The sequence below is a fragment of the Pseudomonas sp. AK106 genome, from assembly GCF_053903055.1.
The window spans coordinates 3,018,243-3,038,504 of sequence record NZ_CP096426.1; the positions used below are offsets into that span (position 1 = coordinate 3,018,243).

Annotated in this window: 16 protein-coding genes; all 16 read right to left on the minus strand. The window is 58.5% G+C overall.

The genetic code is table 11. The features are described 5' to 3' along the window. Nucleotides 1–196: 196 nt before the first annotated feature. Nucleotides 197–1,354 (minus strand): hypothetical protein, encoded by a 1,158-nt coding sequence (locus M1E04_RS13385; protein ID WP_456291478.1) that lies wholly within the window; start codon nt 1,352–1,354, stop codon nt 197–199. Between the two features lie 2 nt (nt 1,355–1,356). Continuing rightward, a complete protein-coding gene (locus M1E04_RS13390) occupies nt 1,357–1,623 on the minus strand; it encodes a PAAR domain-containing protein (RefSeq protein ID WP_456291479.1) in 267 nt (88 codons plus the stop codon). Nucleotides 1,624–1,808: 185 nt separating this feature from the next. Beyond that, nucleotides 1,809–2,633, minus strand: coding sequence for a hypothetical protein (locus M1E04_RS13395; RefSeq protein ID WP_369318047.1), 825 nt, complete (start codon nt 2,631–2,633; stop codon nt 1,809–1,811). After that, the gene (locus M1E04_RS13400; RefSeq protein ID WP_456291480.1) at nt 2,630–3,433 is read right to left on the minus strand and encodes a hypothetical protein; all 804 of its coding nucleotides are present in this window, start codon (nt 3,431–3,433) and stop codon (nt 2,630–2,632) included. The genes M1E04_RS13395 and M1E04_RS13400 overlap by 4 nt, the downstream gene beginning before the upstream one ends. A 40-nt stretch (nt 3,434–3,473) precedes the next feature. Continuing rightward, entirely contained in the window at nt 3,474–4,268 is a 795-nt protein-coding gene (locus M1E04_RS13405) for a hypothetical protein (protein WP_456291481.1), read from the minus strand. A 10-nt stretch (nt 4,269–4,278) separates the two neighbouring features. After that, on the minus strand, nt 4,279–5,103 hold the full coding sequence (locus M1E04_RS13410; RefSeq protein ID WP_456291482.1) for a hypothetical protein: 825 nt from the start codon (nt 5,101–5,103) through the stop codon (nt 4,279–4,281). Beyond that, complete coding sequence (locus M1E04_RS13415; protein ID WP_456291483.1) at nt 5,100–5,936, minus strand: hypothetical protein; 837 nt, start codon at nt 5,934–5,936, stop codon at nt 5,100–5,102. The genes M1E04_RS13410 and M1E04_RS13415 overlap by 4 nt, the downstream gene beginning before the upstream one ends. Before the next feature lie 4 nt (nt 5,937–5,940). After that, nucleotides 5,941–7,968 (minus strand): lipase family protein, encoded by a 2,028-nt coding sequence (locus M1E04_RS13420; RefSeq protein ID WP_456291484.1) that lies wholly within the window; start codon nt 7,966–7,968, stop codon nt 5,941–5,943. A gap of 135 nt (nt 7,969–8,103) precedes the next feature. Continuing rightward, nucleotides 8,104–10,638, minus strand: coding sequence for a type VI secretion system Vgr family protein (locus M1E04_RS13425; protein WP_456291485.1), 2,535 nt, complete (start codon nt 10,636–10,638; stop codon nt 8,104–8,106). Continuing rightward, nucleotides 10,638–13,274 carry a type VI secretion system ATPase TssH gene (gene tssH, locus M1E04_RS13430; RefSeq protein WP_456291486.1) on the minus strand — a complete coding sequence of 879 codons (2,637 nt, stop codon included), beginning with the start codon at nt 13,272–13,274 and terminating at the stop codon, nt 10,638–10,640. Before tssH ends, M1E04_RS13425 begins: the two co-directional genes overlap by 1 nt. Nucleotides 13,275–13,464: 190 nt before the next feature. Further along, nucleotides 13,465–13,956 carry an Hcp family type VI secretion system effector gene (locus tag M1E04_RS13435; RefSeq protein WP_065991578.1) on the minus strand — a complete coding sequence of 164 codons (492 nt, stop codon included), beginning with the start codon at nt 13,954–13,956 and terminating at the stop codon, nt 13,465–13,467. Between the two features lie 19 nt (nt 13,957–13,975). Beyond that, nucleotides 13,976–15,763 carry an OmpA family protein gene (locus M1E04_RS13440; RefSeq protein WP_456291487.1) on the minus strand — a complete coding sequence of 596 codons (1,788 nt, stop codon included), beginning with the start codon at nt 15,761–15,763 and terminating at the stop codon, nt 13,976–13,978. A gap of 7 nt (nt 15,764–15,770) precedes the next feature. Continuing rightward, on the minus strand, nt 15,771–16,442 hold the full coding sequence (gene tssL / locus M1E04_RS13445) for a type VI secretion system protein TssL, short form (RefSeq protein ID WP_192131376.1): 672 nt from the start codon (nt 16,440–16,442) through the stop codon (nt 15,771–15,773). Between the two features lie 8 nt (nt 16,443–16,450). Beyond that, a complete protein-coding gene (gene tssK, locus M1E04_RS13450) occupies nt 16,451–17,806 on the minus strand; it encodes a type VI secretion system baseplate subunit TssK (RefSeq protein WP_192131374.1) in 1,356 nt (451 codons plus the stop codon). Nucleotides 17,807–17,829: 23 nt separating this feature from the next. Next, on the minus strand, nt 17,830–19,368 hold the full coding sequence (gene tssC, locus M1E04_RS13455; protein ID WP_456291488.1) for a type VI secretion system contractile sheath large subunit: 1,539 nt from the start codon (nt 19,366–19,368) through the stop codon (nt 17,830–17,832). 31 nt (nt 19,369–19,399) lie between these two features. Beyond that, the gene (gene tssB / locus M1E04_RS13460) at nt 19,400–19,903 is read right to left on the minus strand and encodes a type VI secretion system contractile sheath small subunit (protein WP_456291489.1); all 504 of its coding nucleotides are present in this window, start codon (nt 19,901–19,903) and stop codon (nt 19,400–19,402) included. Nucleotides 19,904–20,262 lie beyond the last annotated feature (359 nt).

Genomic DNA, 20,262 nt, shown 5'->3' on the forward strand with positions numbered 1-20,262 from the left:
AGCGCCAGCGCACGAGGAAGGGTCTGCACCAACAGCGCGATCACCATCAGCAACAGGAACACCGTGATTTGCTGATGTCTCTCCGTCAGTCCGACCGTTGCGCCATAGGTGTAAACAAGCCAGCCCAGCGCCGCTGCGAAGGCGACAAGCCATACCGCGCCACCCGCGCGACGCCAGCCATTGCCGATCATGGATTTCATGCGATGTCTCCCGGTGTGACGGTGTTGATCCAGCGGCCTTTGTCTTCGCTGCTCAGTAACAACAAGGGTTGCTTCGCGAGCCTGGTCATCTCGATGCCGAGGGCTGCCAGCAGCCAAGGACCGCAGGGGCCCGGCACGCCATTTAAGGCTTCCAGAATCCAGCGGTGGTCCACCGACAGCGCTGCACCCTCTCGCGCGGCTGACGCCAGTAATAGGGTGGTTTCCGGGTGCCAGTCGGCGCCGTCGGCCAAAACGCCTGTTGCATCGCGAGCTTTGGCCTGAATCTGGAGGAAAGTGGTGAAGTCGGTTTCCAGGGAATCGACGTCGAGGGGCATCGGGCGCAACAGGCGCGCGGCGATGGGCAGCTTGTGGGCTTTGGCGACCGCGTCGGCGCACAGCAGGATCGCGGCGAGTCCGTCGGAGTAAGCCTCTTTACCGTGGGCCTGGACGACGAGGATGAGGTCGACGGCGTCGCGTGGGGTTTTAAGTGTTTCTTCCATCCAGGCGAAGGAAAACTGGGTTGTTACGTGGACGCCGGTGAGGGTGGATGACGGGGTGAGATCGGACAGGTGCTGCTGGCAGGCGTCGGCCAATGCTGGATGCTCATCCTGTGGCGCATCGGTCAGGACAGTGACCCTGAGACTTTTACTCGGTGGCAGCGGCGCCAGTATTGTCGACAGCGAACCCATCAATTGGGCAAGACCTGCCATGGCCCGGCCCTTTTGGCCCTTCGGCAGGCCAACGATGCGGCGGGCTTTGCCTGAGTGTGGGACAGGCGTATGGGGCAGTTCCATGATCGCCACCGCAGACAAATGCTCGGGCAAAAGAACAAGCCCACCCATGACTGCCATGTAACGCTGACCCCATTCCGCCCAGACGACCTGTGCCAGCCGGGACCGCTCCTGCAGCAGCCTGTACTCATCCAGAGCGCCACCGTAAGCGTGCACCCGCGCCGCCAGCGCGAGAATCGCCACCACCAACGGCGAGGCGGTGAGCGCCCATACGTTTAACGCCTGCAATTCAGGCACCACGACGTAGAGCAGGAACATCAGCACAGCCGCTGCCCCCGCTAAAACCACGATCAGCAGCCAGCGAACCGGTGAAGGCGGTTTGGGTGCGAGCCCTGCTTGCACGTATTCACGTTGCCACGCCATCTTCAATCCACCGCCCAGTCAGGTGCGCTGGAAATGACCTGGCAACCGCACATCGAGTGGCAACCATCGACCACCAGCGCACGGCCATCCTCTAAACAGTCGGCACAACCCTCAATAATGGGATTAACGCCATGTCCGGGTATGGGACACATGACCCTATCCCCCACCAGAGCGACTGCTTTGCCCTGGGTGATATGAGTAGACGATGCGGAAATTACCGCTCCTCCGTGGGTGGTCTTGTCACCCAACAATACGAATCCTTGTGACATTGAAAGATCCTTTGTTAACGAATTGATGAAGCCGTGTATTTATTCCGCGCGAGCGCATCCCTGGGCGAGCTCATGGGTTGCGCGTGCGTGTCATACGTGCCGGGTTTTAACGGTGCGGGCCTGTACTCACCGACTTGATGACCGATATAAAGATCAGGAGTGACACGTTAAGTTATTACTTGTCCTCATCGTCTGGCTTCAGCCTTTAAACGAATGGCCTCAAGCGTGGGAAAATCTGGCGTATCGCTGTCATCTGGGCCCGAAGTCCCGTCTGGATAAATAAAGGCAGGGTGAATTCCGATGCCTTTGAACTCTGGCTGTTTTGATGTCACGACATACTTGGCGTGAAGCACTGCCTCAGCGTTTATGTTTCGCACTTGGGGAGCCAGGTAAGTCTGGTAAGGCACCGCTTCACCCACCAGGTTAAGCCTCTTGACGTAATCCTTCTTTAGGACATCTTTTAACCATGGGTAGTAATTATTTTTTATATCAAGATGGGTGCCCACCACATTTTTAACCCCTTCAGACGGAAAATCCGGATTGTTATGCTGAAACACGACCAGGACATCACCTCCCGTTCCCACTACCGCACCTTCGCCAATGCGCTCAGGCCATTGAGGACGTACCCCAAACTTCACGTAAGCCACGCGCCACCTACACATCCCGCCACCGTCAACAGCGAAATCGGCGTCATAGAAATCGCCCGCCCCGCGCCGTTTGAACGCTACACGCTGCTCCCTGATACTGCCGAATACATCAGGCCCCTCATAAACGTTTTCGCAGATCGTCGACAGATAACCCACGGCCATGGGCGGCGGGACTAACCCTTCCGATACTTTAATTTTCATCGTGACTTTATGCCCCTCCGTGTCGGGATGGAGTTCATAGTCAAGTGCGCAACCACTGAGCGATGCCAATAACGTAATGCCCATGAGTAAAGCCCAGATGCTTAATGCTTTCCGAGTGGTTTTATCGCCCTGGAGGCATTCCCCGCCACTGAGTAACGTCATTGTTTCGCCTCCGTCTTCAAGCGAATTTCCTGCATTTTCTTAAAGTCTGGCTCAAGTTCCCGATTGGATTCTTCCGTTCCGTCGGGGTAGCGAAATGTTGTAGTTACGATTTCGTCAGCGACGCGTTTCTTCGGGGAAGTCGACGTCACGACAAGATCTGAATGCAGCACCGGTTCATAATAGATGTTTCTTGCGTCCCGAGCCCTGTAGGTACGATAACTTTCATACTCTCTGGCCAGATTTACGCTCTTATCGTAGTAACCGAGTTCATAGGCTTCCCTTACCCATGGATAGTAATCCTTTACGATTGTCAGGTCCGGCCCTTCGATAAACTGATCAACCGTATTAAAGGGTGCGTGCTGCCCGTCAAACTTAACTATAACTGTCCCACCATAATAAGCCGTTACTTTTTTTGCAAAACGATTAGGAATACGATACACGACCCCAAACTCGATGCTATCTAGTTGCCATTCACATTCACCGCCGCCATCAACGAATACCTCCGCCTCGTACAGATCTGTTTCTCCCCGCCTCGTGAACTTCAAATTTTTAAAGTTTGATCCTGGAAACTGCATACGGCTCACAGTGGGCAAGTCGACGAACATTCGGCATCTGGCCGATTCGTACTTGGCAACCAAAGTTTTGGGCTCAAGCTCTGCAGGCACTTTTATAACAATTTTTACCTTTTCGCTGTCGGGCGGTGGCGTTAGAACGTCGTAGTCTTTTACGCAACCGCTTAAGAGAGCGAGCAGCGCAAGGCATAAGAGTGTAGTTTTTGCGTATAGCGTCGCGTTACTCATATAAGGCTCCTTAAAAACGGGTGCAGCACACCGAGCGACTTCATTTTTTTGCCTCCGCCGCCAAACGAATTTTTTGCATTTTTTCAAAGTTAGGCCTAGCTCGCCAATCAGGCTCTACCGTACCATCGGGGTAGTGAAATTTTATGAAGTCTCCGATCACGTGCTTCTTTGGAGACACGGATGTCACTACCACATCTGAATGTAGTACCGGCTCAAAATATATGTTCCGTGCCTCGCGAGCTTCGTAAGTAAGATAACCTCCACCTTCGCTAGACAGATTCGCGCTCTTGGCATAACCATCGATGAAGTTTTCGCTGACCCATGGATAGTAGTCCTTCACTATCTTCAGGTCCGGCCCAACGACCACCCTAACTCCGCCAACACTTACTGGCGCATTTTTTTCATCGAATTTTATTATAACCGTGCCACCAATGCCGGACGTTACACCTTCCCCAAAACCACTTGGAATACGGTATTTGATGCCAAATATGACATTACTAAGACGCCACTTGCAGCGACCACCTCCATCGATGAACAACTTCGTCTCATAAAACTCTGTGGCCCCACGCCTCGTTAGTTCCGAACCGTAACCGTTATATCCTTCCAGGGATTCACGCCTACCATCACCGTCATGCACAACTTTTCGGCATACAGACGACCGATACATGACTCGTAGAGGTTGTGGCTCCAGTTCTTCGGGCATCTTTATAACGATTTCGACTTTCTCACCATCTGGCGGCGGATTCATACTGTAGTCTTTCGCGCAGCCGCTGAGGAGGGTGAGCAATACGAAGCACAAAACCGAAGTCTTCAAAAATGATTTAGCGTGATTCATGGAGTATTTCTCAGCGCAGGAGGTGGGGCAGCGATTGACTTGATTCTTGTGCATCTGCCGTCATGCGTATTTTTTGCATTTTCCTAAAGTTTGGCACCGATCTTCCATCGGATTCTACGGTCCCGTCTGGGTAGTGAAACTTTATGTACTCACCAAAAGCATGTTTCCTGGATGCTATCGAAGTCACTACATAGTCTGGGTGTAGCACAGGCTCGAAATCTATATTCCGTGCCTCGCGAGCAATGTATGTAATATCCCCACCATTCTCAGCACAGAGACTCGCGCGCTTTACGCACCCGTCGGTAAATCTCTCGTTTACCCAAGGGTAGTAATCTCTTAAAATTTTTAGATCGCGTCCGAGGACTGTTCTAGCGCCCGGCAATCGAAGTTGCGGATCATTGTGATCGAACACAACAACTATTTCCCCTCCCGCCCCAGTGAGCACGTTTTCCCCAAATGAGTTGGGCACACGGTACGTCACACCAAATACAACATTGCTCAAACGCCATTCGCATGCGCCACCTCCATCTACAAAAAGATCAGTCCGGTAGAGATTGTCGGCCCCATTGCGATGTAGCGAGACTTCGAAGGCGTTGTACCCTTCAATTGTTTCGGGACGGCCGTCTCCATCGTGAGCAATCCGCGGGCATTTAGCTGACCGATACATCACGCGCATGACCTCTGGCTCTAGCTCATCAGGCGGCTTGATAGTAATCGTGACTTTTTCGCCATCAGGCTGAGGGGAGATGCTGAAGTCTTTTGCGCAGCCGCAGAGGAAGGTGAGCAATACAAAGCATGAAATCGAAGTCTTTAAAAATGACTTAACATAATTCATGGAATATTTCTCACTACAGACGGTGGGGCAGCAGGCAACTTCATTTGTTTTGCTTCCGTCTTTCGACGAATTTCCTGCATTTTTTTAAAGTCAGCCTCCGATCGCCAATGGGACTGAACGGTTCCATCCGGATAATAAAACTTAGGAAAGTCGCCTTTTACATTTTTCTTAGGGGCAATGGACCTCACTACGTAATCCCCGTGCAGCACTGGCTCAAAATAGACTATCCGGGCATCCGGCGCGGTATACGTCAAATCGCCTCCATCGACGCCGACGAGACTAACCTGCTTGGCGTAACCATTGATAAAACGCTCGCTCACCAGTGGATAGTAATCTTCTATAACATTCAACACTGCGTCTTTCACGATAATTGGCCTGGAGATTTGACGCTGAGGGTTGTTGGAATCAAATACCACTATCAATCCACCGCCCCACCCAGGTGTCGCATCAACTCCAAATGGAGTAGGTACGCTATATTGAACGCCGAGATCCACGTTGCTCAGACGCCATCTGCAAGGGCCACCGCCGTCGACATATAGTTCAGCCCCATACAGATCATTCTGAATTCGCCTTAACATTAGATCGAATCCGTTATAACCATCCAAAGTTTCACGGCGCCCGTGTGCATCATGGGTTACGTGCCGACATATGGCAGACCGATACATTACGCGCATAGGCTTCGCCTCCAAGCCTTCGGGCAATTTAATACTAAAGGAGACCTTTTCACCCTCCTGCGCTGGTGACATAGTGCGATCCGTTGCGCAGCCGCTCACTGAGATAGACAGCGTAAAGCACAGCAACAAACTTCTAAGCTGACCAGTTACTCCACTCATTTGTTTATCCCCGCGTTAACGCGATGGTATCTAGCCGTTTGAGCGCTTCGGCACCGCCGTCCAACTGCTGCGTCGCCTTCAATGCCGCATCAACTCCCTGATGCATCGCCAGAAAAAATTTATTCCGGTCATATTCATCTTTCGGTGAGGAGTTGCAGTATTTGCTCATCTGTTCCTTGAAACGCTTAATCTTTTTCTGAGCGGCAAGCTGTGGCACACGATCAAGTTTGATAGCTGCTAATAGGCGATCAGTTATATGTGTCATGTACTCACCCATCATGTGGTTACCGATACCCAGCAGCCCCCCGGGCTTCATGTTTTCATGAGGTAGGAAGAAGCGCGCTTTTTCCTCGGGAGTTAGGCAACGCATTAGAGCGCGCTGCGACTGTTCGGCCTGATCATTTTCTGCGCCGCATAAACTGGGCACCAAGTAAAGGCTGGGCCGCTCCGGGAGTCGGGTTTTGACTGTGTTGTAGTAAGGCGCGCCGAGGCCATCTTTGCTGCGGTATGCAGGGTAAGAAGAGCCCCGGCTCTGCGTGTGCTGCTCTACTCGGTAGAACATGGCAAGTTCGCCGTGATGGCCGTATGGATCGCCGAACTTGATCACATTAGTCGCGAGGACTTGGCCCATCGACCATGCGAAACCCAATGTCGTGCCTAACGGGCCATACAACTTGTAGAGGTGGTTATCAAGGTCAGCCTGAGGTGGCACGCTGGGAATGGTGTCAGTGTCATTGACGTGACGAAAATGACAAATTTCGCTCAACCCCTTTAACGCGCTCAGCGTGAAAGTGCGAGGCATGCCGTAGGTGTACAACATCGGATCGCTATCCTTTAGAGCTGCGGCGTGAATTAATCCCAAAGCACCTCCAAGGCTGTGGCCGCAAATAAAAAGTTTTTTACCTGGGAGTTTGTCCAGGATTTTGGATGTCAGGTCGGCGGTAAATAGAGTGTGGGCGGCGACATAGGCGTTACGGAAACCTAGGTGTACGCGCCCCTCACCCGACAGGTCTGGGCATGGAACAGACGGGGCACAACTGCTGCTTAACTTGGGATCGACTGGGCGGAATGTCAGGTCGGTAACGAGGTCCGGAGCACTTATTCGATCAAAATCGGTTCCCCTCCAAGCAACCAACATTTGAGTAGCGTTCGCAACGTAGAAAAGCTGGGTATCCCCTTGAGGAATTTCGGCTCTAGCGGTGTTCAACGGCTGGCAAGGTTCGTAACGATCGTCGAACGGTACGTCAGTCACCAGACATGGCCAGTTTTTTCCCCCATCCCAAACCCGCGGCGTGCGAGAAAGATCCACACACTGCTGCGCGAAGAATCCCACCTGAGAACCATGTTGTGCTCTGTCCTCATTGCTATAAGCCAAAATACTCATCAGCCCCAGGTTATAGGCGTTCGCCAGGCTGTACTCATTCTTGTCATGGAGCACCAACGACCAAGCCCGCAGTGGGCAAACTTCCAAGACATGCCGGCAGTTCAGCGCTTCGTAAGGTGCGGTAAACCCTGAAAACTCAGCGTCCGGGAAATGATAAGCCGGTGGCGGATCCAGCTCTGGCCACGGCGGGTTGAACGCCGGCAGCTCATCACACAGTTGCCCTATTCGCAGGTAGTGATAGGCATGCCCCTGCTCAAGTGCCTGTTGTTCCACCGGCGAAAACCCGGGCCGCTGCTTTCCGTACAGAGGTTTGCTGTCACTTGCACCCGGCCGCTCGGGCTCCGGACGCACCGCGCGCAACCGCCGCTGTTGCAGAACGTCAGCCAACGGCGCCGCCGGCATTAGCAGTGTTACGTCGAGCGGATAAAGATCCTCAAGCCGAATGACACCCTGGGCATCGGTGCTCCCCGAGTACTCAGCAACGCAGCCATCCCGCACTGCCTGGTTGGTCGCCCGCCACGGCAGATTAGCCAGCGGCTCGCCGCGCTCGTCCACCAGTTGAAATTCAACCCAATGGGTTTTCTGGGGGCCGATGGCCACAGGCTTGTAGGTGCAAAAAATGTCCGTCTGGTGCTGTCTGTCTTTCATGCCGGGTCCTTCCTGATTGAAGATTTGATGCGGTGATAAATTGTCGCGGCCGATTGCTTGGCGGCAGGCGCGGTGTCGGTAGCCGTTGCGATGCAGATCGCAAACCATTTGGGCGACGGGGCCCCTGAGCGGTGGTCACTGCTCATCGTGCTTGTCATTGGGGAACTCGATCACTACCTTCCCGGGCAATAGCGTGTGAACCGGAATGGTCTTGCCGTCCTTATCGGTCACGCCGGGGAACCGCTCGCCTTCCTGGGTGGTGATCAGGTAACGGGCGTAGGGCGCGTAACCCTTATCGGGTTCGCTGAGGGTGTAGCCCGCGGCATAGCCCGGCGGTATCGGTGTCGCCGGGGTGATCAGCGTGGTGGCACCGCCCTTGAGCACGTACGCGGCCCGGTGATGGATGTTCCCTGGCGCGCCCAGCTCGATATCGCCATCTTTAATGCGGATGAATGCGCCGCCGCAGCTGAAGACGATTTCTTCGGGCGCACTGATCTCGACACGGCCGGCCAGGCTTTCAATTTTTATCTGGTCATTCGCCAGCGCGTGCATCGCGCCGCCGTAGGCGTGGAGCTGCATATCCCCGTCCACGGCTTTTAGGTCGAGGCCTTTGGTCACAGCGCACAGGCTGACCGCACCCTCGGCGGTGCCGGTGATGTCATGTCCCGCGCTGATGTTGGTCGAGCGCGACGACGCGATGGCGACGCTGTCACGGCCGGAGGACAGCAAAACAGCCTCGGGGCTGACCACGCCAATGCCGGCCGGTGCATGCAGCAGAAGCCCGGGCTCGGTCAGGTTGGTCAGGGCCGCGGTGAGTTGTTCGTGGCCGCTGGTATCGGCGGCAATGGCCTGGGCACTCCGCGCGGCTTGAGCCATGGACCGGGCCAACGACAACGCGCTTTCAAGCTGCTCGATTGCAGCGTCCATGTCGAGCTGCTGACCGTGGGCTCTGGTCTGTTCATCCGCGCTGATAAACAGCCCGCGACCTGCTCGAATCGCGCCCCAGCCATCGGTGCGCAGTTCAAATCCTTCGCCGCGCTTATCCTTCTCGTTGTCGACCAGATGCCCAAGGTTTAGCTGGCTCTTGCCGCTGTGCTCGGTGCTGAGTTTGATGTGTTCCTGGCCGCGATCATCTTCCATGCGCAGCTTGTTATTGGCCGGGGTGCGCAGGACATTGCGTTTGTAATCGCTGCGCAGCAGCGTCACAGGGTCGGGATGGCGACTGTCGTGCAGGGCATGGGCGATGTAGGGTCGATCCGGATCGCCTTGCTCAAACGCGATGGCTACTTCGGTGCCGCAGATCAGTGGCAGGTGCAGGCCGTGGGTATCCCCGGCATACGGACGGGCCAATCTGAGCCACAGGCTTTCCTGACCGATTTCCCAGCTGTCTCGGTCAAACAGAAAGCTGACCTTGTAGCGGCCTTCGCGGTCGATGTGGCTGTAGGGATCGTTGGCCAGCGAGCTGGTGACCCGCGCCGGGACGGTCCCGGCAATTTGCGGTTTTGCCAGCAACGGCGGCCGAAAACACACGCTCTCGGAATAGGGTATCGCTTCAAAGCTCAACTCAAAGCTGCGATCCCGTGCGGCCCGCAGCTGCAGTCGAGTGATCACCGCACCCGGTTCAAACGCCTGCGGCGCCCCATCGGAAATCGCCAGCACCTGGGCCAGTCCCAAAGACGCACTGCTGCTAATCCCGGTCAGCCGAGTCTGGTTATTGAGATACCGTTCATGCCGCAACCGGGCAAAGAAAAACCCGCTTTCACCCTCTAAATCTTCATCCTGATCGAGCTTGTCACCCAGCGCTTTGTACGGCTCGGCATAGTGATAAGCCTCCCCATAAGTCGTGGTATCACCGCGAGTCTGATCCACATCCCCATCCAGCCACGCACCGGCGTCACGATGGTGGTAGGCACGAAAGTGAACGCTCTGCTCCACCACCTCATGACTGACCTGCAGCCCCCAAACCCCGTCCGCGTCACTGCTGCCCAACCCGGACTGCGGCCGAAACGGCAAGCTCACCCGCGGCCGAACATAATGCCGCTGATCATCGTGAAACTCGACGACCTCAATACCCAATCGCTCATTGTTGCTAAAGCGGTACCAGATCCCCACCTCGGCCAGCAGCCGGGAAATAAACGCCAGATCGCTCTCGCCGTACTGCATCACCTGCTCGCGCGCCGGGTACTCCCGCACCAGCGTGAACAGAAAGTCCTGCCCCTGGAAGTCATGGCGCGTACGCAGAATGCTCTCCACAATCTGCGGCACCGACTGATGCTGATAGATCCGGAACTGCCGCCCACGGGCCAGCAACGCCAGGCGCGGTTCCAGCGTCACTTCATAGCGCGCTTCATCAGCCGAGCCGGACAGCCGCTTGAACCCGGTAACCACCCCATGCAACGTACGCAGCGCTTCAACCCGAGGCACCCGCAACCCAGGAATCGCCACAGGCAACATGTGGGCCGCCGCATGCAGACTGAACTGCGCATCTTGGCCCAGCATCCGCTCGGCGCCGATGTCTCGCTCAACCGAGGTAAATTCCACGCGATAAAGAAACGGCTGGCTCAGCTGTTCTTCACCTTCAAAGGCTAAAACGTCGAGTGTCACAGGCAGGTTATGAACGACGAGTTTGTGACGGCTATGGTCGAAAAACACCCCGATGGCATCGTTCATCATTCGCCCTCCACCGAAGCCTGGGACTCGACAAACTCAAGGGTGATGCCGTCCTCCTCGCAGTGCCCCAGCACCACGCCCCGCGTCGCCAATCGCGCCGCCTGGCGCTGTAAAAGCTGTTGACTCAGCACCGGCAAAATCTGCTGATTGAGCAAGCTGTCGATGTTCCGCGCGCCGCTGTCGGGCAGCAGGCACGCCTCCACCAGCGCATCATGCAGGCGCTCGTCGATCCGGCAGTCCAGCCCGTAATGCCGGCGTAACCGCTCTGCCACTTTGCCCAGCTTGATTGCGACGATGCGCTTGAGCGCCGGCGCCTGCAGCCGTCGGTAAATCAACGTCTGGAAACGAGCCAGCAACGCGGGCTGGAAGTGCTCGCGCAGGACCGGCCGCAGTTGCTCGTGGACCTCCCCGTCGAGCGCGTCGGGGTTCTCCAGCAGGTAGTCCTGCAACAGGTCGCTGCCCAGGTTGGACGTCATGACGATGACGGTGTTGCGGAAGTCGATTTCGCGCCCTTCGCCGTCCCGCATGAAGCCCCGATCGAAGACCTGATAAAACAGGTTGAGGACATCGCGGTGGGCCTTTTCCACTTCGTCCAGCAGGACGACGCTGTAGGGGCGCTGGCGCACCGCTTCGGTGAGCACGCCGCCCTGCCCGTAGCCGACGTAACCCGGCGGTGCGCCTTTCAACTGGCTGACGGTGTGGGCTTCCTGGTACTCGGACAGGTTCAAAGTGATCAGCGATTTCTCGCCGCCAAACAGGGTGTCGGCCAGGGCCAGGGCGGTTTCGGTCTTGCCGATGCCGCTGCTGCCGACCAGCAGGAACACGCCCAGCGGAGAGTCTTCTTCGGTCAGGCCGGTTTTCGCGGCGCGCAGACGCTGGGCCATTGCCGTCAACGCGCGGTCCTGTCCGATCACCCGCGCGGCCAGGGACTGTTCCAGCGTGAGCAGGCTGGCCTGTTCATCTTTCAGCAAGCTACTCAGGGGCACGCCGGTCCAGTCGGCAATGACTTGGGCGACGCTGCGATCGTCGACATCCAGCGACAGCAGCGGTGCATCGCCCTGAACCGTCTTTAGCTGGGCCTGCAAATCCGCGCAGGTCTCGGGGTCAAAGACTTCGGCATGACGAGCAGCGAGCAACGTCTGCGCGAGATCGAGTTCGTGGGCGTGCTGGTCCTGGAGTCGCGCCAGCTCACCGCCCAGGGATAACAGTTGCGCGGCGATGGCCGTCAGACGCTCATCGGCGTTGCGTCCGTTGACGCGCTGATCGTCTTGTAGCGCCTGGCGTTCCTGCACCAGCGCGGACTGCCGGGCCTTGCTCGCGATCAGCGCCTGGGGCTCGCAATCCAGGCTCATGCGCACCCGGGCGCTGGCGGTGTCGAGCAGGTCGACGGCTTTGTCCGGCAACTGCCGACCGGGTAGATAGCGGCGCGACAGCACCACTGCCGCCTGTATCGCCGCGTCTTCGATGTGTACGCCGTGGTGGCTGGCGTAGCGGGCCTTCAAACCGCGCAGCATGACCATCGCCGCGGCATCGTCCGGTTCGTCGACCTTGACCATCTGGAAGCGTCGCTCCAGTGCCGGGTCACGTTCGAAATACTGTTTGTATTCGCTCCAGGTGGTTGCGGCGATGGTGCGCAGTTCGCCACGGGCCAGGGCGGGTTTGAGCAGATTGGCACCGTCGGCGCCCCCCGCCTGATTGCCCGCGCCGATCAGCGTGTGGGCTTCGTCGATGAACAGCAGCACCGGATGCTCGGCCTGCTGCACGGCCTCGATGACGTCTTTGAGGCGCTGTTCGAATTCGCCCTTGACCCCGGCGCCGGCTTGCAACAGGCCCAGATCCAGCGTGCGCACGCTGACCGGTTTGAGGCTGGCGGGCACGTTGCCCTCGACGATGCGCAGGGCCAGCCCTTCCACCAGCGCGGTTTTGCCGACACCGGGCTCGCCCACCAGAATCGGGTTGTTCTTGCGCCGGCGGCTGAGAATGTCGATGACCTGACGAATCTCGTCGTCACGGCCCAGCACAGGGTCGATCTCGCCCTTGCGCGCTTTCTCGGTGATGTCCTGGGTAAACCTGGCCAGCGAAGGGTTTTCCGCCGATGAATCCGCAGGCGAGATCTTTACCGAAGCCATCTCCGGCTCAACGTCCAGACCCTGCCCAGGCTGTGGGCGCTCATCGGAATGCTCGTCAAGAAACGGCAGCAAATGGCGCAACTGCACCTCGCTCAGGCTGAGCAACGGCCAGGCCTCTACGCATGCGAGGAGGTCGGGAGACTCGATCAGCGCGCCCAGCACGTGGGCCGAGCGCAGTTGCTCGTTGTCCTCTTCCATCGAAGCACGCACCCAGGCGTTCTTGATCAGCCGCTGCAAGTTGTCACACAGCTGCGGCTTGGCCTGGACACTGCGCGGCAGGCGGTCGAGGTGGTCGAGCAAGCCGCTCCACAGCGCCTCGATGTCCCACTCATAACGCCGCCCGATCAGCACCAGATCGCCGTCGCCCTGCCCCAGCAGTTTCAGCAGCCAGTGCTCGATGGTGATGTGGCCGTGGCCGCGGCTCTGGCACAGCGTTGCCGCCGCACTGAGGGCCTGGGCGCAGAAAGGATTGAGGCGGCGAAGCAAACGGGAGGAGCTCTGTGCCATGGGTCATCGTCCTTGAACGGAAGGAGTAATAAGCGGCGACGAGACCGTTGAGCGATCGACGCCTCGCTGTTTTTTCTCGGGAAACGTGCCGTGTAGATGTGCTTGGCGCAGCGACCGCGAACGGACGCTCCACCCAACACACCGCAGCCGGCAGACAGGCGTGCAAGCGCTGTCTGCCGGCTCTGCAGCGTCAGGCGGTCTGGCGTTCGTTCCACGAGTCGGAGTGGATGATGTTGCCGTCCTTGTAGGTCCAGGTGACCTTCTCGTAGCGCAGCTCGACCATCTCCAGGTGGTTGTGCTTCTCCTTGGCCGGGTCCTTGACGTCGTGCATTTTCGGCGCGACGCGCACGACCTTGACGTTCTCCAGCAGGGTGTTGAAGTACTCGACTTCCTGGCCCGCGTCGTCGATGCGGTACCACTTGAACTCGGCGCTTTTCAGGGTCTGGCCGGTGCCGACGGCCTTGTACAGGTACGGGCTGCTGGCATCGATTTCCTTGGTGAACAGGAACGGCGTGTGCACCCGGGCGCCGGTCAATTTGCCGGTGTTGTTGTCGGTGGGGATGTAGACGCTGTGGTCCTGGGCGACCACTTCGACGCTGCCTTCCCGGGACTGCACGTTGACCGAGCCTTTGATGTCAGCGCCGCCGTCATCTTTGAGCCAGAGGTAAACGGGAATTGCCATGTGAAACTCCTTGCTTGGGTTATCGAGTGCCGCGAAATGCGACGGGGGTAGCCGGCCCGGCCCCGGCAGAAAGCGACCCGCAGGCCCCCTCTTCCGGCACCAGACGGATATCGACGCGGCGGTTGGCCCTGCGCCCTTGTTCGGTGTCATTGCTGGCGATCGGTTGACTGGCGCCGTAGCCCTGCACGGCGAAGCAGCTGCCGGGAATGCCGCCCATGCGCTGCATCCAGTCGCGCACCGAAGCGGCGCGGTCGCGGGACAGGCGCAGGTTCTGCTCGGCGCTGCCGGTGGCGTCGGTATGCCCGGTGACGACGATCAGCCAGCCGGGTCGGGCCTTGATGCCGACCAGTGCGTTGATCAGCACCTGGGTCGACTCGGCCTTGAGTTCGGCGCTGCCGGTGTTGAACAGCGACAGCGTGTCCAGCCGCACTGGCCCGGACGCCTGCGCCGTGTCGGTTGGCGGCCGGTAACGGCCGATGGCGTGCCAGACCGTGGTGCGCAGCTGTTCGGCGCGGTAAAGGCCGAGGCCCAGCGACCAGGGCTCGCCGTAGCGGTAGTAGTCATCCAGCCGCCGGGCGTCGTCGTGCAGAACGGTCAACGCCGCTTCGCGCCGGGCTACCGCCTGCTGGTCCTGGCGATCGGTTTGGTTGATCGAAGCGTAGCGGCGCAGGTCGTCACCGACCTGGCGGATCAACAAGGTGTTCTGCCGGGCCGAGCTCGACACCGCGACGACGGCAGCGAAGACCGTCAGCCAGATGCCGATGACAGTGGCGCGCCGCGCGGCGCTGTTGCCGGTGTGTCGGGGCAGCAATTCCAGCAAAGGATCCGGCGCGGGCAAAGCACCGCCCGTGTCGATCGCCAACCGGGTCGGCACCAGCGCAGTTTTTACCTGTATCCAGTGCTGCCAGACGCTGCCAGGCATCGGATCAGGCAGACACGCCACTTGGCAGATTGCATAGGCCACTGGCGACGGCGCGCGATGCCGGCCGATGCCAGTGAAGTGCGGCGCGACGTACTGAACCAGCAAGGCGGCGTGGGCGTTCATCTGCACGGCGAGCTGCATACGGTCAGTGAGCGCGGCGGCGTCTTGCCTCTGCCACTCCTCGACGCTGACGCAAGTGCCGTTGCTTCGCACCCGGGCGGATGGCTCGCCATTTTCCCAACTGAACCAGACGGGTTCGGTGCGCAAGACGCCCTCTTCCCGGCTGAAGCCGGTCCCACGAACATCCCCCGGCCCTTGGGACATGTGCTGATAACTCACGACCCACAACGGCAACGCCTGCGCACACCTGCGGATCACCGACAGCTGATGAATCAGCGCACGAAGCTGGCCGGCCAGCACCGCGCTGTCCGCGTGTTGGGCTGGATTGATGACGAACATGACGCTGAGCTGCCCACGCCATTGCGGACGGGCGGCCAGCAGCGCAGCGGCCACACCGGGCAATCGTTCAAGGCTCGGCACGCTGACGTAACAACCGCTCGCCGTCGTCCGCACGACGACCTGCTCGGCGATATCGGCATCAGCATCGGGATCAACAGCAAAAAGCCCCGCCGCCCCCTCGCCACACACCAGCACCACTGGCAGCCGATGTTCGCTGCCGGGAAGGGCTCTGAACTCATCCAGACTTAGCGAACCACCGACACGCGCCGACCTCCGCCCCGCCAGCAGCCATCCAACGACCACAAGAATTACGGCGCCAAAGACGGCGACCGCTTGAGCGACCAGGCTCAGCGGCAAAACACTGATCACCATCAGCGCCAAGCATCCCGACCACAGGGCAAGCGCGCGCATCAACTTGAGTGTCATGGGCGCGTCACACCCGCTCGGTCACAAGGGAAGCGACCAGCGCCGCCAGGTGCGAATCCAGCAACCACCAGATGCCCGCCAGCAACAATCCGGCCGCCAGCAGATGCAACAGCGGTGCGCGCAACCAGGCCGGCAAGGGTTTGCGTCCCCTGGCGTCGATCCAGGTGGGCAGCGGCTGATCCAGGGTCAGCGGCGCTACCCGGGCGGTCAACTCGGCCATCAACTGTTGCCGCTCGGGGTGGTTCGGATCCTTGTAGCGTCCGAGAAACCCCAGCATCAGTACTCGGTGATACACCCTCAGCACACACAGATCCGGCGCGGGCTCGTGCAGCACCTCACGCATTTCTTCGTACAGAAACTGCCCTGCCTGATGACGTCCGAAGTAATGCGCCTGAAGCGGTTCGTGGGTCCATTTGGCGCGGGCACTGGCATCGGCATGGGCCAGCACGGTTTCATCCAGCAGCGCGCATTGAGCGTGGCTGATGAAGTCGACACTGCGCTGGCTGACGCCGGCTTGCTTGAGGGCATCGCGAACCTCTACCACCTGGCGCGTGCACAGGTTCCAGAGCGCATCGCTGTCCGGGGCGGCCGCGCCATGGCGCAACTCGACCACCAGCAGGTAACTGTCCTGCAGCAGTTGATCCACATTGACGGGCTGGGCAGCCGACTGGCTTTTCATCGGCCGGCTCATGAGCGCAGTACCGCAAACAGCTCAAGCTTGACGTCCGGCAGCGTCGCCGGGACGTAGAACGCGCAAACCCCTTCGGCGAGCACGGCCTGACCGCTCGAATGGGCAAAGTCGAGGGCGAAATACTGGTTTTCAAGACGCAGCGGGATCGCCGCCGGCACGTGACTGAGGGGCTGCAGCGGAACGCCGTCCAAGGCTGCGTTGATCAACCGATCGACGTCGTCCGGCGTGCCGACCTTGCACAGCCGCGGGAACTGCGCCTGCAGTTGCGCCGGCGCCTCGCGGCAGCGCACCGACAGGTAAAAGTCAGCAGCGTCGGCCTCGCGCAGCCGTGGGTCGTTGAACGTCACTTGCCAGCGCCCCGGGAGCACCCGCTCCAGCGCCAAGGCGATCACCCGCGACGGCAGACTGGCTTCGAGCAACGTCGAAATCATCTGCATCAAGGGCGGGAACACCGTTTCAAGCGCTTCGTGACGGTAGGCCGGAATCGCCTCAACGTCGTGTTCGAGGGAGAACGTCAGCAGCGCCCCCGCCAGCTTCACCAACTCCTGATAGACCTGCTCGGGATGGCGCGCAGGGCTTGCCTTGAAATCGGCAAGCACGGGCTGGTAAGTGTTGAGCGCGTTGAGCAGCCAGAACAGCGAGACATCGGCCACTGCGAAGTCGGCCATGCGCTGGTTGCTCTCACGGCGCATGCCCATCAAGCGCTGGCGCTTGGACGCCAGTTGGGTCAGCAGATTGTCCAGTTGCACCAGCAAACCCGCGTGCCCTGCAAAGCTCAACAGCGGTGGCACGAACGCCTCGTCCAGGCACGCGCGCCCTTGCCCGTCCCGCACCAGCCGGGCGACCGGACAGGTCAGGTAATCGGCATTGTCATCGCTGGCCAGACGCAGGCTGAGCAGGTGCTCGAGCACGCCGATCGACTGTTGATCGTCGCCGTACAGATCCTGCACCTCACGCCACTCCTGCCGGTAGCGCACCGGTCGGTCAGCGCGAGCCCCCTCGAACAGGCAGTTGCCGCCATTGGCCTGCTCCAGGGGCAAACACAACATCACTGTGGCGCCCTGCCCCGGTTCGATCAGGATGTGTTCCAGGGCCAGCGCGGCGGGCAGCCGATCAACGCTGTCGGTGTCGATCAGCGTGCCATCCGGCAGCCGCACGCGCAGCGTGGACGCCTTGAGTTTGCCCAGCCGCAGCGCTTCAAGATCAAACGTCGCTGTCTGCACGCCCCACGGATGGACCCGCGACAGATAGGCGATGCATTCGTTGGTCCAGGCTTCCCAGCGCGCTTGCTGCTGGAATTGCTGCTGGGACAGCAGCGCCCCGGCAGCCCAGAGAGGTCGGTCGATTTTCATGTTGTGCTCACCTATGGCCGACGTCAGGTTTTGGCTTTGGGCATCTGGGAAACCAGCGACAGATTCACGTCCATGCCTTCCACCTGGAAATGCGGCACGGCGTACAACTTCACGCGGAAGAAACCGGGGTTGTCGTCGATGTCCTCCACCGTCACCCGCGCGTCACGCAGCGGATGGGAGGCCTGCAAATCGTCCCCCGGGTCGGTCATTTCGGTGACCAGCCCGCTGATCCACTTATTCAGTTCCAGTTCCAGCAAACGCCGGTCCTTGGTGGTGCCGATGTTTTCGCGCTGAATCAATTTCAAATAATGCGCAATGCGCGACAGCAGAAAGATATAAGGCAGCCGCGAATTGATCCGGCTGTTGGCCGTGGCATCGGCGGTGTCATACAGCGCAGGCTTTTGCGTCGAGTTGGCGGAGAAGAAACAGGCGTAATCGCGATTCTTGTAATACGAGAGCGGAATAAACCCCAGATTGGCGAATTCAAACTCCCGGGTTTCCGGAATCATCACTTCCGACGGGATCTTCACCTGACTGCCGGTGCCCAGGTCATATAAATGAATCGGCAGGTCCGTGACTGCCCCACCGGACTGTGGCCCGCGAATTTGCACACACCAGCCGTTATTGACGAAACTCTTCACCATGTTTGCAGCGAAGGCGAAAGAGGCATTGGTCCACAGGTATTTGCTGTGGTCGGTGCCTTTGACACTTTCCACATAATTGAAACTGCGCACCGGAATGGTGTCTGGGCCATAGGGCAACCGCCCCAATACCCGGGGCATGGTCAGCCCGATATAACGGGAATCATCGGTGTCGCGGAATGACTTCCACTTGATGTATTCCGCGCGATCAAAGTAATTGCCGATGTCTTTGATGGCAGCCACTTCCTCCATGGTTTCCTTGCCGAAGAAGGCCGGGCCGACTGAACCAATGAACGGCATATGCGCCGCCGCTGCGACTTTCGATATATTGCGAAGCAGCGCGATATCTTGCGGACTGCGATCAAACTCGTAACTGGAAAAAGCCGCCGCAATGGGCTCACCGCCGGGCGTGTCGTATTCCTGGGTATAGGTGTGCATATACAGACCGCTCTGGGCGATCTCGGGGGCGTCTTCGAAATCCTGGACCAGATGGTCCTTGCTGATGTCCAGCAGCTCGATGCGCACGTTCTGGCGGAAGTCGGTCTGATCGATCAGAGACTTCACTCCGCGCCACGTCGACTCGACCCGCTGGAAGTCCGGGTGATGCATGACGGCATCAAGCTGACGGCTGATCTGCGCGTCCAGCGAGGCGATGTGTTCGTCGAGCAGGGTCTTGTCGAGGCGCTGAACCTTGCGCGACGAACCCTTGAGCAGGTTGAGGAACACGCTGACGGCTGCGGTCACGCGCTCATCGGCGGAGATCTCCGACAGCGCCTCGTTGTTCTGGAACGCCTCGATGTCGCCCAGGGCTGACACCGGGTTGAGGTTGATTTTGGAGAACAGCGCGCTATAAACGCCCGTGCTTTCTTCGGACAAAACGGTGCCACCGCCTGAGACTGCGGAAGAGTGTTTCGAGGACATGTTTGATACCTGCTATCAGAGACCCGAGTGATTAACGCTCTGTGGGTGCGGCGAGCATCGCCAGTTCGGCGCGCAATTCATCGCTCAGCGTTTCGTCTTTGACGATGCGTTCAAGTTCGTGCCGGAAGGTGGCGTTGTCGAGCAGGTTTGATTTGAGGTCACGCAACAGATTGCGAGTCGCCAGCAGCGCGCGCAATGGGGGTATTTGTCTGGCCACGTGTTCCGGCTCGAAGTCTTTCATTCTTTCGAAATTCAAATCCACTGAAGCGTCGGAACCGTCGTCGGCGAAGGTGTTCTCAACAGTGAGTTTCAAGGCAGGGGAAAATTCTGCCAGCACACTGTCGACATTGTTTTTATTGATATTAATCTTGGTGCGTTCGGACAAGGGCCGGTCTTCCCGGCCATTGCTGAAGTCCCCGAGCACCATTAATTTAAGCGGCAATTCGACTTTTTTCTGCGCACCGCCAGTGTGCAAATCGAGTTTTATATTGACCCGCGCCTTGGGCACTTCATTTTGAAAGCTGTTTGAAGCCATAACTCCTCCGTCGAAAATGCCACACATCACAAAGGGGAATATCCGGATCGCAGGGCCTTTGTATCAGCCGAACGCCCGTGCCCCAAGCGGTCAAGTTTTAACAAGTGTGAGCAAAGAATGGGCTGATGAAAGTTTTCATCTCATTCGGGAAGCGGCAAGGCTAATTCCCTACGAATAAAAACTCTACCCACCAAAGAGAGGAAGAGAGGTGTCCTACGGAAGTCTAGAATCCTTCCTACAAAATAATCTCAGACAGAGGAAGGGCTGCAGAATTAAACAGCCAGCGCAATACAGTGGCGGCGGGTTTTAAAGTACAGCTATAAAAAAACCGCAGGCGGTTGAACAGCATCCGCTGTGCA

Excerpts from the sequence above, each read along its gene's own strand:
- M1E04_RS13385 (WP_456291478.1), bottom strand. The coding sequence starts at position 1,354 with ATGGCGTGGCAACGTGAATACGTGCAAGCAGGGCTCGCACCCAAACCG.
- M1E04_RS13390 (WP_456291479.1), bottom strand. The coding sequence starts at position 1,623 with ATGTCACAAGGATTCGTATTGTTGGGTGACAAGACCACCCACGGAGGA.
- M1E04_RS13395 (WP_369318047.1), bottom strand. The coding sequence starts at position 2,633 with ATGACGTTACTCAGTGGCGGGGAATGCCTCCAGGGCGATAAAACCACT.
- M1E04_RS13400 (WP_456291480.1), bottom strand. The coding sequence starts at position 3,433 with ATGAGTAACGCGACGCTATACGCAAAAACTACACTCTTATGCCTTGCG.
- M1E04_RS13405 (WP_456291481.1), bottom strand. The coding sequence starts at position 4,268 with ATGAATCACGCTAAATCATTTTTGAAGACTTCGGTTTTGTGCTTCGTA.
- M1E04_RS13410 (WP_456291482.1), bottom strand. The coding sequence starts at position 5,103 with ATGAATTATGTTAAGTCATTTTTAAAGACTTCGATTTCATGCTTTGTA.
- M1E04_RS13415 (WP_456291483.1), bottom strand. The coding sequence starts at position 5,936 with ATGAGTGGAGTAACTGGTCAGCTTAGAAGTTTGTTGCTGTGCTTTACG.
- M1E04_RS13420 (WP_456291484.1), bottom strand. The coding sequence starts at position 7,968 with ATGAAAGACAGACAGCACCAGACGGACATTTTTTGCACCTACAAGCCT.
- M1E04_RS13425 (WP_456291485.1), bottom strand. The coding sequence starts at position 10,638 with ATGAACGATGCCATCGGGGTGTTTTTCGACCATAGCCGTCACAAACTC.
- tssH (WP_456291486.1), bottom strand. The coding sequence starts at position 13,274 with ATGGCACAGAGCTCCTCCCGTTTGCTTCGCCGCCTCAATCCTTTCTGC.
- M1E04_RS13435 (WP_065991578.1), bottom strand. The coding sequence starts at position 13,956 with ATGGCAATTCCCGTTTACCTCTGGCTCAAAGATGACGGCGGCGCTGAC.
- M1E04_RS13440 (WP_456291487.1), bottom strand. The coding sequence starts at position 15,763 with ATGACACTCAAGTTGATGCGCGCGCTTGCCCTGTGGTCGGGATGCTTG.
- tssL (WP_192131376.1), bottom strand. The coding sequence starts at position 16,442 with ATGAAAAGCCAGTCGGCTGCCCAGCCCGTCAATGTGGATCAACTGCTG.
- tssK (WP_192131374.1), bottom strand. The coding sequence starts at position 17,806 with ATGAAAATCGACCGACCTCTCTGGGCTGCCGGGGCGCTGCTGTCCCAG.
- tssC (WP_456291488.1), bottom strand. The coding sequence starts at position 19,368 with ATGTCCTCGAAACACTCTTCCGCAGTCTCAGGCGGTGGCACCGTTTTG.
- tssB (WP_456291489.1), bottom strand. The coding sequence starts at position 19,903 with ATGGCTTCAAACAGCTTTCAAAATGAAGTGCCCAAGGCGCGGGTCAAT.